The sequence below is a fragment of the Brevundimonas sediminis genome (assembly GCF_048799765.1).
Taxonomy (GTDB): domain Bacteria; phylum Pseudomonadota; class Alphaproteobacteria; order Caulobacterales; family Caulobacteraceae; genus Brevundimonas.
This window is the reverse complement of sequence record NZ_JBLYQK010000006.1, coordinates 19590-35436: the sequence shown is the minus strand read 5'-3', so window position 1 is coordinate 35436 and position 15847 is coordinate 19590. Positions and strand designations below refer to the sequence as shown.

Annotated in this window: 18 protein-coding genes; 10 read left to right on the top strand and 8 right to left on the bottom strand. The window is 68.8% G+C overall.

Going from position 1 to position 15847, the window contains the following annotated elements:
• Nucleotides 1-43: 43 nt before the first annotated feature.
• The gene (locus tag ACLQ7T_RS05330; RefSeq protein WP_420478482.1) at nt 44-337 is read left to right on the top strand and encodes a DUF8200 family protein; all 294 of its coding nucleotides are present in this window, start codon (nt 44-46) and stop codon (nt 335-337) included.
• A gap of 76 nt (nt 338-413) precedes the next feature.
• Here ACLQ7T_RS05330 and gltX read toward each other — a convergent pair whose 3' ends face one another.
• The 4 genes from gltX to ACLQ7T_RS05310 form a co-directional block, all read right to left on the bottom strand.
• Nucleotides 414-1748 carry a glutamate--tRNA ligase gene (gene gltX / locus ACLQ7T_RS05325; protein ID WP_420478481.1) on the bottom strand — a complete coding sequence of 445 codons (1335 nt, stop codon included), beginning with the start codon at nt 1746-1748 and terminating at the stop codon, nt 414-416.
• Between the two features lie 72 nt (nt 1749-1820).
• Nucleotides 1821-2246 carry a hypothetical protein gene (locus ACLQ7T_RS05320; protein WP_420478480.1) on the bottom strand — a complete coding sequence of 142 codons (426 nt, stop codon included), beginning with the start codon at nt 2244-2246 and terminating at the stop codon, nt 1821-1823.
• Nucleotides 2247-2312: 66 nt separating this feature from the next.
• A complete protein-coding gene (gene dksA, locus ACLQ7T_RS05315) occupies nt 2313-2741 on the bottom strand; it encodes an RNA polymerase-binding protein DksA (protein WP_420469694.1) in 429 nt (142 codons plus the stop codon).
• Nucleotides 2742-2922: 181 nt separating this feature from the next.
• Entirely contained in the window at nt 2923-3348 is a 426-nt protein-coding gene (locus ACLQ7T_RS05310; RefSeq protein ID WP_420478479.1) for a flagellar assembly protein FliX, read from the bottom strand.
• A 184-nt stretch (nt 3349-3532) separates the two neighbouring features.
• On the opposite strand from ACLQ7T_RS05310, the gene ACLQ7T_RS05305 reads away from it, so the two are divergent.
• The 4 genes from ACLQ7T_RS05305 to ACLQ7T_RS05290 all read left to right on the top strand — a co-directional run bounded on the left by ACLQ7T_RS05305 (nt 3533) and on the right by ACLQ7T_RS05290 (nt 7033).
• Nucleotides 3533-4639 (top strand): flagellar basal body P-ring protein FlgI, encoded by a 1107-nt coding sequence (locus ACLQ7T_RS05305; RefSeq protein WP_420478478.1) that lies wholly within the window; start codon nt 3533-3535, stop codon nt 4637-4639.
• Between the two features lie 2 nt (nt 4640-4641).
• Complete coding sequence (locus tag ACLQ7T_RS05300) at nt 4642-4959, top strand: rod-binding protein (RefSeq protein WP_420478477.1); 318 nt, start codon at nt 4642-4644, stop codon at nt 4957-4959.
• On the top strand, nt 4956-5393 hold the full coding sequence (locus tag ACLQ7T_RS05295; RefSeq protein WP_420478476.1) for a flagellar basal-body protein FlbY: 438 nt from the start codon (nt 4956-4958) through the stop codon (nt 5391-5393). Before ACLQ7T_RS05300 ends, ACLQ7T_RS05295 begins: the two co-directional genes overlap by 4 nt.
• Nucleotides 5394-5455: 62 nt before the next feature.
• Nucleotides 5456-7033, top strand: a complete 1578-nt coding sequence (locus ACLQ7T_RS05290) for an EAL domain-containing protein (protein ID WP_420478475.1) — start codon at nt 5456-5458, stop codon at nt 7031-7033.
• Here ACLQ7T_RS05290 and ACLQ7T_RS05285 read toward each other — a convergent pair.
• Nucleotides 7030-8598 (bottom strand): ATP-binding cassette domain-containing protein, encoded by a 1569-nt coding sequence (locus ACLQ7T_RS05285; protein ID WP_420478474.1) that lies wholly within the window; start codon nt 8596-8598, stop codon nt 7030-7032. The genes ACLQ7T_RS05290 and ACLQ7T_RS05285 overlap by 4 nt on opposite strands.
• Nucleotides 8564-8701, bottom strand: coding sequence for a hypothetical protein (locus ACLQ7T_RS05280; protein ID WP_420478473.1), 138 nt, complete (start codon nt 8699-8701; stop codon nt 8564-8566). Before ACLQ7T_RS05280 ends, ACLQ7T_RS05285 begins: the two co-directional genes overlap by 35 nt.
• Before the next feature lie 127 nt (nt 8702-8828).
• Here ACLQ7T_RS05280 and ACLQ7T_RS05275 point away from each other — a divergent pair, with 127 nt between their 5' ends.
• The 3 genes from ACLQ7T_RS05275 to uvrA all read left to right on the top strand — a co-directional run bounded on the left by ACLQ7T_RS05275 (nt 8829) and on the right by uvrA (nt 12861).
• A complete protein-coding gene (locus ACLQ7T_RS05275) occupies nt 8829-9269 on the top strand; it encodes a hypothetical protein (RefSeq protein ID WP_420478472.1) in 441 nt (146 codons plus the stop codon).
• Between the two features lie 27 nt (nt 9270-9296).
• The gene (locus ACLQ7T_RS05270) at nt 9297-9776 is read left to right on the top strand and encodes a group III truncated hemoglobin (protein ID WP_420478471.1); all 480 of its coding nucleotides are present in this window, start codon (nt 9297-9299) and stop codon (nt 9774-9776) included.
• A 142-nt stretch (nt 9777-9918) separates the two neighbouring features.
• Nucleotides 9919-12861 carry an excinuclease ABC subunit UvrA gene (gene uvrA / locus ACLQ7T_RS05265; protein WP_420478470.1) on the top strand — a complete coding sequence of 981 codons (2943 nt, stop codon included), beginning with the start codon at nt 9919-9921 and terminating at the stop codon, nt 12859-12861.
• 21 nt (nt 12862-12882) lie between these two features.
• On the opposite strand, the gene ACLQ7T_RS05260 is transcribed toward uvrA, so the two are convergent.
• Entirely contained in the window at nt 12883-13701 is an 819-nt protein-coding gene (locus tag ACLQ7T_RS05260; RefSeq protein ID WP_420478469.1) for a hypothetical protein, read from the bottom strand.
• A 143-nt stretch (nt 13702-13844) separates the two neighbouring features.
• Here ACLQ7T_RS05260 and trmFO point away from each other — a divergent pair, with 143 nt between their 5' ends.
• Nucleotides 13845-15239 carry a methylenetetrahydrofolate--tRNA-(uracil(54)-C(5))-methyltransferase (FADH(2)-oxidizing) TrmFO gene (gene trmFO / locus ACLQ7T_RS05255; protein WP_420478468.1) on the top strand — a complete coding sequence of 465 codons (1395 nt, stop codon included), beginning with the start codon at nt 13845-13847 and terminating at the stop codon, nt 15237-15239.
• Nucleotides 15239-15445, top strand: coding sequence for a hypothetical protein (locus tag ACLQ7T_RS05250; protein WP_420478467.1), 207 nt, complete (start codon nt 15239-15241; stop codon nt 15443-15445). Before trmFO ends, ACLQ7T_RS05250 begins: the two co-directional genes overlap by 1 nt.
• Here the strand turns inward: ACLQ7T_RS05250 and ACLQ7T_RS05245 are convergent.
• Entirely contained in the window at nt 15436-15819 is a 384-nt protein-coding gene (locus ACLQ7T_RS05245) for a DUF1801 domain-containing protein (RefSeq protein ID WP_420478466.1), read from the bottom strand. The genes ACLQ7T_RS05250 and ACLQ7T_RS05245 overlap by 10 nt on opposite strands.
• Nucleotides 15820-15847: the final 28 nt, after the last annotated feature.

Sequence of the window (15847 nt, the reverse complement as noted above, 5' to 3'; positions counted from 1 at the left end):
GTGGGTGCGACAGCGCGCCCGACCTCATCGGAGACTTCCAACAATGCGCGCCTTCCTCGTCGCCGCGGCCCTGCTGGTCGCCGCCCCCGCCTTCGCCCAGTCCGCCGCCACCAGCGCTGTCCTGACCGACGCCGCCAAGGCCCCGGCCGGCCGCACCATCATTGACGGCGCCACCTGGCGCTGCGTGGGCGCGACCTGCACCGCCAGCGGCGGCGCGAACCAGACCGCCCTGCGCGCCTGCCGTCGCGTCGTGGCCCGCTTCGGCACAGTCTCGGCCTTCACCTACAAGGGCACGGAACTGACCGCCGAACAGCTGACGGCCTGCAACGCCGCCTGATCGGTCGCGCATCGCTGAAACTGAAAAGGCCGCCCTGCAAGGGGCGGCCTTTTTGCTGTCGTCAGGAAGGCCGGCCTCAGGCCGTCTCGCCCTTCAGGCGCTGTACGATCCGCTCCCGCCCGATCATCGGGGCGATGGCGGCCATGTCGGGGCCGTGGGGCTGGCCGGTCAGGATCAGGCGCAGGGGCATGAACAGGCCCTTGCCCTTGGCGCCGGTCTTTTCCTTCACAGCGTTGGTCCAGGTCGGCCACAGGGTCTCGTCCACCGTCTCCGGCAGGACTTCCAGCGCGGCGGCGGCGAAGGCGGCGTCCTCGATCACCGGGGTGACCGGGCCGCGCACGATGGCGGCCAGACCGACGACATCGGCGAACTTCTGCAGGTTGGGGCGCACGACCTCCCAGAAGGTCTGCCCCAGATCGGCGTCCAACGCCGCCAGACGCGGCTGGGCCGTCGCATAGTCCATCGCGTGCAGGGCCTGGGCGTTCAGACGGTCCAGATCGGCGGTGTCATAGCGCGCGGGCGAACGGCCCATCTTGGAGAAGGCGAAGCTGTCGCCCAGCGCCTGCACCGAGGCGCCGACCTCCAGCGCGTCCGAGGTGCCGATCTTGCCGAGGTGGCTGGTGATGGCGATGGGCTCATAGCCCTGCTCGCGCATGTCGCTGATCGACAGGGAGCCCAGACGCTTGGACAGGGCCGCGCCGTCGGCGCCGACCAGCAGCGGCATGTGGGCGAAGCCCGGGACCGTGGCGCCGAGCGCCTCGAAGATCTCGATCTGGGCGCCGGTGTTGGTGACGTGGTCCTCGCCCCGGATGATGTGGGTGATGGCCATGTCGATGTCGTCGACGACCGAAGGCAGGGTGTAGAGGAACAGGCCGTCCTCGCGGATCAGCACGGGGTCCGACATGGAGGCGGTGTCCACCTCGGCGTGGCCGCGGGCCAGGTCTTCCCAAGCGACGCGCTTGCCTTCCAGCTTGAAGCGCCAGTGCGGGCGGCGGCCCTCGGCCTCATAGGCGGCCTTCTCGGCCTCGGTCAGCTCCAGCGCGGCGCGGTCGTAGATCGGCGGCAGGCCGCGCGACAGTTGCACCTTGCGGCGACGGTCCAGTTCTTCCGAGGTCTCATAGCAGGCATAGAGGCGGCCCGAGGCCTTCAGGCGCGCGGCGGCCTCCTCATAGCGGTCGAACCGCTTGGACTGGTTGTGGCGCTCGTCCCAGAGCAGGCCCAGCCAGGTCAGGTCGTCCTCGATCCCCTGCTCGAACTCGGGGGTCGAGCGGGCCAGGTCGGTGTCGTCGATCCGCAGCACGAACGAACCGCCCTGCCCCTTCGCGAACAGCCAGTTCACCAGGGCGGTGCGGACGTTGCCGACGTGCAGCTTACCCGTCGGCGACGGGGCGAAACGAACCTTGACGGTCATGGGAAGAGAAACCTCGGAATGCGAGGCGCGTAGGTCGCGCTGCAACCCGGCGAAGTCAAGGCGCGAAGGGGGTCAAGCGGTGGGACAGCCCGCCCGGAACGCACGCGTATCCGCCAGGAAGGTCTCGGCGAGCGCCGGGGTTTCGAACGGAATGTCGTGTTCGGCGATCTGTTCGCTGGTCTCGCGCCAATAGCCCTTGCCGATGCAGGCCGATCCGTCGAGGCAGTCGAACCGCACCACGGCATGTTCCCCGTCGACGATGACAGTCCCTTCCGAGATCGAGTCCAGGGGCAGGGTCCACAAACCCCAGGCGGCGTTGCGCCCGAACAAATGGGACAGGGTCCCGCAATCCCCGCGGACCTGATGATAAAAGAAGGGCATGCCCCGACCGGTGCTGCCGTAGCTGAAATAGGTCTCCGCCCGGTCCTGAGCGGAAACCGCACCCGCCCCGGTCAGGGCGGCGGCGGAGATGGCGGCGGCGATCAGCAGGTCACGCATCAGGAATCCCTTCGCTTTGGGCGAGGAGACGGGTGATCCGATGAACGCCGCGTGAACGACGTTCGATCAGTCGTCGCGGTGGACGCGCTCGCGACGCTCGTGGCGTTCCTGGGCCTCGACCGACAGGGTCGCGGTGGGACGGGCTTCCAGACGACCGAGGCTGATCGGCTCGCCGGTCTCCTCGCAATAGCCGTAGGAGCCGTCCTCGATACGACGCAGGGCTTCGTCGATCTTGGAGATCAGCTTGCGCTGTCGATCACGGGTTCGCAGCTCGAGCGCCCGGTCAGACTCGGACGAGGCGCGATCCACCAGATCCGGGTGGTTCTCGGTCTCGGCCTTGAGATTACTGACGGTGCCCTTGGACTCACGAAGGATGTCATCCTTCCAGTCCATGAGCTTGCCCTTGAAGTAGGCCAGCTGCCGTTCATTCATGAACGGTTCGTCGTCGGACGGCCGGTACGCAGCCGTTTCGAGAACAGACGCCAATGCGTTCATCGCACTCACGCTCTAAACAGCGCCCCCCTGTGGCGCACCGCTGCGTATAGGGATGCGAAAGAGTCGCGGCAACACGCCTCTCGCGAGCGTGAGCGAGAAACGTTAATCCGCGCCCGCCACCGTGACATTTCTTCATCACTCCCGCCCCGCGTCCTGCGGTTTTCGGGATGAAATTGCCGTTTCAGCCGGCGCTGCGGCTCATGCCCGCCTTGGCCAGCTCAACCGCCGCGCGAAGATCGATTTGATCGAGCACCGCCTTCAGCCCGGGATCGGCATCCTCGGGGCGATCTTCCTTGAGGCTGCGCGTCAGGCTTTCGAGCGCACCCTCCCCGGCCTCGCCCGCCAGCAGCGCCAGCTTCAGCTCGTCGAGCCGATCGAGAAGACCGCGCCCGCGTCGAACAGCGCGCCGGCGACGTTCGGTGGCGTCTTCCACGCCCTGGAGCGCCATCAGGGCGGTCATGCCGGCTACGCCGGACACCGAGGCCGCCGCAGAAGGGGCGCTGGCCGGGGCGGCGGACGCGCCGCCGGAAACGGAGAAACCGCTCGCCACCTTGCCGGGGCGGGCGGGCTGTGACGCCGAGGGGCCGGTGGGGCCGGTAACCTTCATGGGAGGAGACTCCGGGACATGAGCGACCATCGCGGCCGCTGGTCACTGTTTGGTTAACGGCCCGGCAGAATCTGCCGCGACCGGCGGGCAGCGGGCGTTTCGTTGCATTGTTTTTGCTGACTTTTGTCTCTGGCATGGCCTTGGCATGGAGGGTCGCGAACACGCTTCACCGGACACCTGACCGATGCAGAAATTGCTGGCCTCCCTGCTGACCGCCGCCGCTCTGGCCGGATTCGCCGCTCCGGCGATGGCCCAGTCGCGGATCAAGGACATCGCCGCCATCGAGGGCGTGCGGTCCAACCAGCTGGTCGGCTACGGCCTGGTCATGGGTCTGGCCGGAACGGGCGACTCGCTACGCAACTGCCCCTTCACCCGCCAGTCGCTGGAGGGGATGAGCGAGCGCCTGGGCAACAATATTCGCGGCGCGACGGCCAACACCAAGAACATGGCCGCGGTCATGGTCACCGCCGAACTGCCCGCCTTCGCCACGCCGGGGGCGCGCATCGACGTCAACGTCTCCTCGATGTGCGACGCCAAGAGCCTGCTGGGCGGGTCGCTGATCGTCACCGGCCTGCAGGGCGCGGACGGTCAGGTCTATGCGGTCGCGCAAGGCTCCATCCAGACCGGGTCGGTTTCGGCTTCCGGAGCTTCCGGATCCTCGGTGACGCGCGGCGTGCCGACGGCCGGCCGGATCGCCTCGGGCGCCACGGTCGAACGCGAGACCGGTTTCGAACTGGCCAATATGAACGAGGTCCGGCTGACCCTGCGCAATCCCGACTTCACCACGGCCCAGCGGGTCGCGGCGGTCATCAACCAGTCCTATCCGAACAGCGCCCTGGCGGAGAACGGGACGGTCGTGGCCCTGCGGGCGCCCGCCGGGCTCGGCATGGCCGGCTTCATCAGCCGGGTCGAGAACCTGCCGGTCTCGGTCGATGCGCCGGCCAAGGTGATCATCGACGAGGTCAATGGCGTGATCGTCATGGGCGATGCGGTGCGCGTCTCCACCGTCGCCATCGCCCAGGGCAATCTGACGGTCTCCGTCCAGGAGAGCCCGATGGTCAGCCAGCCGGAACCCTTCAGCCGCGGCGGCCAGACCGTGGTGGTGCCCCAGTCCGACGTGCAGGTCGAGGAGGAGCGCGGCGTGCAGATGCGGATGGTCGGCGGCGGCAGCTCCCTGTCCAGCCTGGTCAACGGCCTGAACGCCCTCGGCGTCAGCCCCCGCGACATGATCAGCATCCTGCAGGCGATCAAAGCCGCCGGCGCCCTGCAGGCTGACATCGAGGTGATGTGACGATGAGCGATCTCACCCTCGCCTCCCCCTACTCCGGCGGCCTGCCCGCGACCGGTGTCCAGACGCCACGCGGCGCGGATACGGCCCGCATGCGCGAGACCGCGGAGCAGTTCGAGGCGTCCTTCCTGTCGCAGATGCTGAAGCCGATGTTCGAAGGTCTGAAGACCGACGGCATGTTCGGCGGCGGCGAGGCCGAGGGCCAGTGGCGCAGCTTCATGATCGACGCCATGGCGAAACAGACGGTCAAGGCCGGCGGCATCGGCCTTGCCGACCAGGTCATGGCCCAGATGATCCGGATGCAGGAGCAGGGACAGTCATGACCGAGGCAATGAACGCCACCGCCCGTGTGGACCAGATGACCGATCTGACCGAGCGGCTCACGGCCTGTCTGATCGCGGAGGCCCGGGCCTTCGAGACGCGACGGCCGCAGGACGCCGCGGCGACCGTCGCGGCGACGCAGGAACTGGCCAACACCTACCGGCGGGAATCCGCCCAGTTGAAGGCCAATCCGGCGGCGATCGCCGGCGCCCCCGCCGCGCGGCGCTCAGCCCTGGTCAAGGCCACGGAAGCGTTCGAGGCGGTGCTGACGCGGCACGCCCGCGCGGTCGAGGCCGCGCGTCAAATCTCCGAAGGTCTGGTGAAAACCATCGCGGCGGAGGTCGCCGCCCAGCGCGGTTCGCCGTCCGCGTACGGCGCTTCGGGCAAGGCCAACACCGCCGATCCCCGCGCCTTCGCGTTCAACCGGACCGCTTAACCCTGGGCGCACACGCGCAAAGGCGTTTTTAACGCAAGTCGGCGTATGGCTCCGGCATGAACATGAAATCGCGCCTTCTCGGCATGGCTTTCGCGGCTTCCGACGTGCTCCTTGAGCTGGACGGGGAGTCGGTGACCTTCGCCATCGGCGCGGGGCCTGTGCCGGGCGTGGACCCCGGCGCGGCCTGGAGCGGCCAGCCGCTTGAAAGCTTCCTGGGCGATGCGTCCCGCGCGCGGGTGATGTCTGCGGTTCGGGCCCTGTCTCCGGGTGTCCGCTCCGCGCCGGTCGACGTCGAGATCCTGACCGGCGACGGCCGGGCGCGTAAGGCCGTTCTGCGGGCCTTCCTGTTGCCCGATCTCGCGCCTTTCGTGTCCTGCGCCGTGGCCTGGCAGGGCGTGGCCTATCAGGCGGTCGCCCCGCAGACCGAGCCCCTGCTCGACGCCCGGGGGCTGCTCAAGCGTCTGAGCGGCTTGCTGGGAGCGGGCGCCGTGCCCAACCCGCCCGGCCTGAGCGTCGACTTCGTCGAGATTCCCGGTCTCGACGCGCTGGACGACGACGCGCACCGCAACGCCGCCCAGAGGATCGAGGCCTGCCTCCAGTCGGCCTCGCTGAACGGGGCCAGCGCCGCGAAGCTGGCGCCGGACCGGTTCGCCCTGATGCGGAACAGCACGGACATCGTGGACCTGACGGTCGAGATCCGCGCGCTCGGCGCGGCGGAAGGTCTGGACCTGTCCGCCCAGGCCAGCCGGGCCGACATCGGCGCCGTGGAGGCCGCCGTCGCGGTGCGCACCCTGCGACTGGCGCTGAATGAATGTCTGAAGGACGGCGTGACCGCAGGCGATCGGTTCGCAGAACGTCTGCGCCGCACGGTCGAGAACGCCGACCGTTTCCGCGGCATCGTCCGGACCCGCGACTTTACCCTCGCCTGGCAGCCGATCGTCTCGCTGGACACCCGCCTGGTGCACCATTTCGAGGCCCTGTCCCGCTTCGGCGGCGCCCATCAGGCGCCGACCGGCCCGATCGCGATGGCGGAGGAGCTGGGGCTGATCGAGGACTTTGATCTGGCTGTCGCCGAAAAGGCCGTGTCCCAGATGCGCAAGCCCGGCTTCGGGCTGGTCAAGGCCGCGATCAATGTGTCGGGCGTTTCGCTGGGCGATGACCGCTACGTCGAGGGACTGCTCCGGATGACCGCCGCCGCGCCGGAGGTTCGCAAACGCCTCATGGTCGAGGTGACCGAGACGGCGTCGGTGCCGGACCTGCCCGCCGCCAACCGGCGCCTGCAGGCCCTGCGGGAGGCGGACATCCGCGTCTGCCTGGACGACTACGGCGTGGGCGCGGCGTCGCTGGACTACCTGCGTCAGCTGTCCGTGGACCTCCTCAAGCTGGACGGGGTCTTCGCACGCGAGCATCAGGCCGATCCGAAGGTCCAGGCCCTGGCCAGTCACCTGCTCAAGCTCTGCCAGGAGCTGAAGATCCAGACCGTGGCCGAGATGATCGAGACCGAGGAGCAGGCGGCCGCGATGAAGGCCCTCGGCGTCGACTTCGGTCAGGGCTGGCTGTTCGGCCGTCCTGCCGAGACCCCCGTCGTCGCCGCGCCCGTCACCAACCGACGCCGGGGCGAGGTCGTGGGCTGGGGCTAAAGCGCCAGCGTCCGGTCCACGCCGATCGCCTGCAGGAAGTCCGGGTCGTGGCTGACGACCACCAGGGCTCCGTCGTAGTCGCGCAGCGCGGCCTCGATCACCGCGATCGAGTCCAGATCGAGATGGTTGGTGGGCTCGTCCAGAATCAACAGTTGCGGCGGATGATCGCCGCCGGTGACGCAGGCCAAGGCGGCGCGTAGCCGCTCTCCTCCGGACAGCGCCTCGACCGGCTTGTGAGCCGCCGCGTTGCGAAAGAGGAACCGGGCCAGGGCGGCGTGAGCCGCGTTGATGTCCAGCCCCGGGTTGAGACGTCTGCAGGCCTCCAGCAGCGTCTCACCGGGGCGCAGCAGGGCTGCGTCCTGATCCAGAAGCGCCGCCGCGACAGGACGATCAACCCGGCCGGACGTCGGCTCGAGATCGCCGGCGATCACCCTGAGCAGGGTCGATTTCCCGGCGCCGTTCGGCCCCGTGACCGCCAGTCGCTCCGGACCGGTCAGCGCCAGCGACACCGGGTGAAGAATGCTCCGGCCGTCGGGGGCGGACCAACGCGCCTGTTCAAGCGTCAGCACCGTGCGGCCCGCCGCCAGCCCGGTCGGCGGCAACTGCAGGTCCATGGCCCGGCCCCTTTCGACACGGGCCCGGGCGGACGCCAGACCGGCCTCCGCCGCCTCGATCCGGCGCTCCGTCAGGCGGCCTTCGCGCGCGCCGGAGTTCTCCGCCCGTTCAGCCATGGAGCCGAGCAGGATCTTCGGTTCGGACGTCTTCATCGCGAAGGCGCGGCCGGCCCGGTCCCGCCGGGCCTTGCGCTCCAGGGCCTTCTGCCCCTCGCGCGCGGCGGCGGTCGCCTCACGCCGGGCGGCGTCGAGGTCCCGTTCGGCGGCGGCGCGCTCGGCGGCCTTCCGCCCGGCATAGAGATCATAGCCGCCGCCATGGACCGCGACGCCGAGGCTGGAGAGCTCCACGATCCGGTCCATGGACCTGAGCAGGGCCCGGTCATGGCTGGCCACGACCGCGCCGCCGGGCCAGCGCGCCAGCAGGGCGGCGATCTGCGCCCGCCCATCCCGGTCCAGATGGTTGGTCGGCTCGTCCAGCACCAGCAGGTCCGGCGGGTCGAGCAGCAGGGCCGCCAGGCGGAGGCGGGTCTGTTCTCCGCCGCTGAGCGACGCCGTCGGTCGGGCGAGGTCCAGGCCGGCGAGGCCGACCTCGGCGAGCGCCGCCGAGACCCGGTCGTCCAGTCCCCAGTCGGCCGCTTCCAGATCGCCGGGGCCGCCGTCGCCGGCCAGAATACGGGCGATGACATCCAGGGCGTCGGCGACGCCCAGCGTTCCGGCGACGGTTTCGGAGGGGGCGGGATCGGGCCTCTGCGCCAGCCAGGCGACCCGTCCGGCCTGGGTGACAACGCCGTCAACCGGCTCCGCCAGGCCGGCGATCAGACGCAGGAGGGTCGTCTTGCCCGAGCCGTTCCGGCCGACAAGTCCAACGCGCTCCCGCCCGAAGGCGAGGGTCAGATCAGAGAAAAGGGTCTGGCCGTCAGGCGTGCGGGCCGCGACGCGAGCGAGCGTCACGAGCGCGGATGCGGACGGGCCTGGGCTTCGGAGTGAGGGCATAGGCGAGCACGAGCAGCAGCGGGGCGGAAAGGGCGAAACCGGTTTCCAGCGTGCTGATCATGATCGTCGGGCCTCCAGTGAACTCACTCGATAGCGAAAGGATGGGTGCGGATCGCCTTCCGTGCAAGCCTTTTCAGGTCTGGCCGCGCTGACGAGACCGTGAAAGGCTGCGTCCCGGGAGGATTTCCATGCGCCATCTGATCCGCTTCGCCGCCGTTGCGGCCCTGCTCGCCACCGCGGCCTGCGCTCACGGCCCCGAGGCCGCCGCCCCGCCTCCGGACTATACGCCGCTGGAGACCCGGCCGACCGGTCCGCACGCCCGGCTGTATGCCGACTGCATCCGGCAGGCGGCCGAACGCGGCGCCTACAGGCAGGTGATCGACGGCGGCGACGAACTGCTGCTGTTTACCTGTGACGGCCCGCTCGCGGCGGCGTTCTGGCAGGCCCTCGGGCCGCACAGCGAGCGGGTGGGCAGCGGGTTCGAGGAAGGCGGGCGCCGGTACCGGTCGACCGCGCCGGTCATCCGTAACCTGATCGGTGTGGACTATTGCTCCGTGGATGCGTCCGGCGGCGACGCCCGCTGCCTGCTGACCTTCAACGCGGGCGACTTCCTGATCGCGGATGACTGAGGCCAACGGCGTCCCTACATCCCGACCATGACCCACGCCGACACCGCTGACGCCATGGCCGAGCGCCGCAAGGCCGCGACGGATCGCATTCGCGCCGGAACCGGAATCGACGAGGCGATGATCGACCGGCTGGTCGAGGCCTTTTACGCAAGGGTCCGCGACGACGCCCTGATCGGCCCGATTTTCGCCGAGCGGGTCGAGGACTGGGCGCCGCATCTGGCGCAGATGAAGCTGTTCTGGTCGTCGGTCGCCCTGTCGACGGGCGTCTATCAGGGGCGCCCGATGCCGAAGCACCTGCCCCTGCCCGTCGACGCGACCCATTTCGACCGCTGGCTGTCCCTGTTCGAGGAGACGACCCGCGAGGTCTGCCCGCCTGACGCCGCCGCCCACTTCATGGAACGGGCCCGCCGGATCGCCGCGAGCCTGGAACTGGGCGTGGCCAATGCGAACAGCGTCCTTCTGGGACCGGGAGAGCGTTACCGAAGGCCGTGGACGCCGCAGGACTGAGGGGCTGCTGCCACCTGCTGTCAGCAGGCTGGCGAAACCGGAGGTGAGTTCCTATAATGTTCTTGCTGATTTTCCCGAACTGTCCCCCATATAGCGCTGTCGCGCCGGACCCTCCCCGGCCCCTCCGCGTTCTCCGGATTCCATGACCGAAAAGCACAACTTCATCCGCGTCCGCGGCGCCCGCGAGCACAATCTCAAGGGTGTCGATCTCGACATTCCGCGCGAGAAGCTGGTGGTGATGACGGGCCTGTCGGGCTCGGGCAAATCCTCGCTCGCCTTCGACACCATCTATGCCGAGGGCCAGCGCCGCTATGTCGAGAGCCTGAGCGCCTACGCCCGCCAGTTCCTGGAGCTGATGGGCAAGCCGGACGTGGACCTGATCGAGGGCCTCAGCCCGGCCATTTCCATCGAGCAGAAGACGACGTCGAAGAACCCGCGCTCGACCGTCGGCACCGTGACGGAGATCCACGACTACATGCGCCTGCTCTGGGCGCGGGTGGGCATCCCCTACTCCCCGGCCACCGGCCTGCCGATCGAGAGCCAGACCATCTCCATGATGGTCGACAAGCTGACGGCCCTGGCCGACGGCGAGCGCATCCTGCTGCTGGCCCCGGTCGTCCGCGGACGCAAGGGCGAGTACAGGAAGGAAATGGCCGAGTGGCAGCGCGCGGGCTTCCAGCGCGTGAAGATCGACGGCGAGTTCTACGCCATCGAGGACGCCCCGGCGCTGGACAAGAAGTTCAAGCACGACATCGACATCGTGGTGGACCGGATCGTCACCAAGCAGGGCCTTGAGGGTCGCTATGCGGACAGCCTTCAGACGGCCCTGGGTCTGGCGGACGGCATTGCTGTGGCGGAGTGGGCCAATACGATGGAAGGCGAGACCGGGCCGCGCCGGATCACCTTCTCCGAAAAGTTCGCCTGCCCGGTCTCGGGCTTCACCATCAGCGAGGTCGAGCCGCGGCTGTTCTCGTTCAACAACCCGTTCGGGGCCTGCCCGGTCTGCGACGGCCTGGGCGTGAAGCTGGCCTTCGACGCCGATCTGGTAGTGCCGGATCGGGACAAGAGTCTGCATGCGGGTGCGGTGGCGCCCTGGTCGCGCGGCCCTTCGCCGCTCTACACCCAGACCCTGCAGTCGCTGTCGACCCACTATGGCTTCTCGATGGACAAGCCCTGGCGCGAGCTGCCGGGCAAGGCGCAGACCGTGATCCTGCACGGCTCGGGCGGCGAGAAGATCAAATTCGTCTATGACGACAACGCCCGGAAATACGAGACTCTGAAGGCCTTCGAGGGCGTGATGCCGAACCTCGAGCGTCGCTGGCGCGAGACGGACTCGGCCTGGGTGCGCGAGGAACTGGGCCGGTTCCAGTCCGAAACCCCGTGCGAGGCCTGCGGCGGAAAGCGGCTTAAGCCGGAGGCGCTGGCGGTGAAGATCGCCGGCGAGGACATCGCCGAGGTCTCCTGGCTGTCGATCCGGCATGCCCACGAATGGTTCCTGGGTCTCGAGGGCAAGCTGACCGACAAGCAGATGGAGATCGCGCGGCGGATCCTGAAGGAGATCAACGACCGCCTCGGCTTCCTGAACAATGTCGGCCTGGACTATCTGAACCTGTCGCGCAGTTCCGGCACCCTGTCCGGGGGCGAGAGCCAGCGCATCCGTCTGGCCAGCCAGATCGGTTCGGGCCTGACCGGCGTCCTGTATGTCCTCGACGAGCCGTCCATCGGCCTGCACCAGCGTGACAACACCCGCCTGCTGGAAAGCCTGAAGGGGCTTCGGGACCTCGGCAATTCGGTACTGGTGGTCGAGCACGATGAGGAAGCCATTCTCACCGCCGACTATGTCATCGACATGGGGCCGGCGGCCGGCGTTCACGGGGGCACGGTCTGTGCCCACGGCGCCCCCGCAGAGGTGATGGCCAACCCCAACTCCCTGACCGGCAAATACCTGACCGGTGAGAAGGAGATCGAGCTGCCGCCCGAAGGCCGTCGTCCGGTCAACCGCAAGCGGATGCTCAAGGTCTCGGGCGCCACGGGAAACAATCTGAAGAACGTCACGGGCGAGATCCCCGTCGGCCTGTTCACCTGCATCACCGGCGTGTCCGGCGGCGGCAAGTCGACCTTCACCATCGAGACGCTCTACAAGGCGGCCGCCCGTCGCCTGAACAATGCGTCCGACGCCCCGGCCGCCTTCGACCGGATCGAGGGACTGGAGCAGTTCGACAAGGTCATCGACATCGACCAGTCTCCGATCGGCCGCACCCCGCGCTCGAACCCGGCCACCTATACCGGCGCCTTCGGCCCGATCCGCGACTGGTACGCCGGCCTGCCCGAGGCCAAGGCGCGGGGCTACGGCCCCGGCCGGTTCTCCTTCAATGTGAAGGGCGGACGCTGCGAGGCCTGTCAGGGCGACGGCCTGATCAAGATCGAGATGCATTTCCTGCCGGACGTCTACGTCACCTGCGACGTCTGTCACGGCAAGCGCTACAACCGCGAGACGCTGGAGATCGTGTTCAAGGGCAAGTCCATCTCGGACGTCCTTGATATGACGGTGGAAGAGGCCGCCCGCTTCTTCTCGGCCGTGCCGTCGATCCGCGACAAGATGCAGACGCTGGAGCGGGTCGGTCTGGGCTATGTCAAGGTCGGCCAGTCAGCCACGACCCTTTCCGGCGGCGAGGCCCAGCGGGTCAAGCTGTCCAAGGAGCTGTCGAAGCGGGCGACAGGCAAGACCCTCTACATCCTCGACGAGCCGACCACGGGCCTGCATTTCGAGGACACCCGCAAGCTGCTGGAGGTGCTTCAGGAGCTGGTCGAGAGCGGCAACACGATCGTGGTGATCGAGCACAACCTCGATGTCATCAAGGTGGCCGACTACCTGCTGGACTTCGGGCCCGAGGGCGGTGACGGCGGCGGCGAGATCGTGGCCGTCGGCACGCCCGAAGAGGTGGCGAAGAACCCGAAGAGCTGGACCGGAAAATACCTCAAGGAGGTGCTGGACCGGCACGAGGCGCGTCGCAAGGCGCGGGTGGCCGGACTGTCAGAGGCTGCCGCCAGGCCGGCGAAGGTCAAGGCGAAGGCGCGGGCCTGACGGTCCGCGCCGGTCGCGCGTTCAGGGTTTCGGCAGGTCGCGGGCGATCACGGCGAAGGGGGCCCAGAGCAGGGTCGAGACCATCGCCATGCCCAGAGGCAGCAGCAGCAGGGTCAGCAGGGCGCCGACGGCCGCGATCGGGGTTCCCGGCCCGCCGCTGGCCATGGCGACGCTCAACGGCCAGCCGATGAGGACCAGAAGCAGGACGACGATCGCCGCGAGCGCCAGAACCACGATGTTCAGGCCCAGAAGCGGCCAGAACAGGGGACGGGCCGCCTTCCAGGCCTCCGCAAAGGCCAGCCGCTCCCGCACGAAGGTCAGCGGGACGGCCAGACAGAGCCGCACCGACACCCAGATCATCAGGCCGGTCACCGCCAGCCAGACCACGGCGCCCGCGATCATTCCGCCGGCCGCCGTCGCCCAGGTCACCAGCGCCTCGCCCCCGAAGTTGAAGAGGACGCTGATGCAGCCCAGCACCAGCGCCGCGACCAGCACCCGTCCCTCGTCGCGGCCCAGACGAAGGAAGGCGAAGCGGGGCGCTTCCGGGGTCAGAACGGCGCGATACACCGCAGCGCCCAGCACGGCCTGCATGACCACAGCGATCGGGATCATCAGCAGGGAGGTCCGTTCCAGAGCCGCGGTGGCGTCCGCGGACAGGCGGGCGGCGTCGCCGCCGGCGGCCGCGAACTCCTCCATGAACGGCGCGACCAGAGGCAGGGCCGCCAGCAGCATCACGATCAGGCCCAGCAGCCAGACTCCGCCCCAGGCCGCGATCACGCCGGGCCGTCGACGGCTGATGCGGAAGCCTTCGAAGGCGGCTTCGGTGGCGTTGATCTTCATGGGAGGACTCCGTGACTCGTCGCCCGTTCTAGTGACAGGTCCGGCAGGTGTCAGTGGAAATCCGACCGGGTGCGACCGGCGGTCCCGCGCCGGTCCCGGATGTTGGTGCTGGCATCTGACGGCGAGGCCGCTAGAACGCCCGCATGAGCACGCCCCCCTCCCCCTCTCCCGTTCACGTCATCGGCGGCGGCCTCGCCGGTTCGGAAGCCGCCTGGCAGATCGCCAACGCCGGCGTGCCCGTCATCCTCCACGAGATGCGCGGCGTGCCCGGCGTGAAGACCGACGCGCACCAGACGGACGGGCTGGCCGAGCTGGTCTGCTCCAACTCCTTCCGCTCGGATGACTGGGAGTATAACGCGGTCGGCCTGCTCCATGCCGAGATGCGGGCGCTGAACTCGATCATCATGGCCTGCGGCGACGCCCATCAGGTGCCCGCGGGCGGGGCTTTGGCCGTGGACCGCGACGGCTTCTCTCAGGCGGTCACGGCGAAGCTGGAGGCCCATCCGCTGGTCACCCTGGTGCGCGAGGAGATCGCCGGCCTGCCGCCGGAAGAGTGGGACAATGTCATCGTCGCCACCGGCCCCCTCACCTCGCCCGCGCTCGCCGACGCCATCCTGAAGGCCACGGGGGAGGAGAGCCTGAGCTTCTTCGACGCCATCGCCCCCATCGTCCACGCGGACAGCATCGACTTCGATATCGCCTGGCGTCAGTCGCGTTATGACAAGGAAGGCCCGGGCGGAGACGCCGCCGCTTACGTCAACTGCCCGATGGACAAGGACCAGTACGAGGCCTTCATCGACGCCCTGCTGGACGGGCCGAAGGCCGAGTTCAAGGACTGGGAAAACGTCCCCTATTTCGACGGCTGCCTGCCCATCGAGGTGATGGCCGAGCGGGGTCGCGAGACCCTGCGCCACGGCCCGATGAAGCCGGTCGGCCTGACCAATCCGCGCAATCCGACCGTCAAGGCCCACGCCATCGTCCAGCTGCGTCAGGACAACGCCCTGGGGACCCTGTTCAACCTGGTCGGCTTCCAGACCAAGCTGAAGCACGGGGCGCAGGCCGAGACCTTCCGCATGATCCCGGGCCTGCAGAACGCCCAGTTCGCACGCCTTGGCGGCCTGCACCGCAACACCTACCTGAACAGCCCGCAACTGCTGGACAAGCAACTGCGCCTGAAGGCCATACCGCGCCTGCGCTTCGCCGGTCAGGTTACGGGCGTCGAGGGCTATGTCGAGAGCGCGGCCATGGGGCTGCTGACCGGTCGTCTGGCCGCGGCGCAGGCGCTGGGTCGTGACCTGTCCGCCCCGCCGCCGGAGACGGCCATCGGCGCGCTGGTTGAGCACATCACCGGCGGGCATCTGGAAGGCTCCAAGTTCCAGCCGATGAACATCAACTACGGCCTGCTGCCGCCGCTGGAGGCGCCGCGCAAGGACGCCGACGGCAACCGCATCCATCCCAAGGAGCGCGGCCGGGCCAAGAAGCGGCTGATGAGCGTTCGCGGTCTCGAGGCCCTCAAGGCCTGGCGGGACGCGGGCTGATGAGCGAACCGACCGAACTGGGCCGTCTGATCGACCGCCGCACCACCCTGCTCTACCGCCTCGACCTGATCGCGAAGGGCGCGCAGATCACCTATGACGACGGCACCCCCGTGGATATGGCGTCCGAGAAGGCGCGGCTGGAGGACGAGGTGGCCCGACTGGATCGCAAGATCTTAAGCCTGCAGCCGCCCGCCGGTCAGGCCTGACGGTTCGCCGCGATCCAGCGGTGGATCAGGTCTTCCAGATCGGCCGCCTTCGCTTCAACGGCGGACAGGTCCGCGAAGGTCGCCACGCCCCGGTCGGACGACGGCCATTTTGCAAGGCGCTCCGGATCTTCGACGGCGAAACCGGACGGGGCCCGTACAGCCGCGCCACGATGCAGGACCAGACGCGCACCGCCCTTGCGCTCGATCCCGAGCGTGACCCGGTCCTGATCTCCGTCCGCGAAACTGGGCGCGTTCCACTTGATCGTTTCGGTCAGGTCCGGCGCGGCGGCGGTCACGAGGTCACGCAGACGGTCGATCAGCGTCCGGTTTTCCGGCGACAAAGCGTCCAGCCAGGTCTCGACGGGATTTCCCATAGCGGCGAGCTTCCCTAGGTTGGCGGCG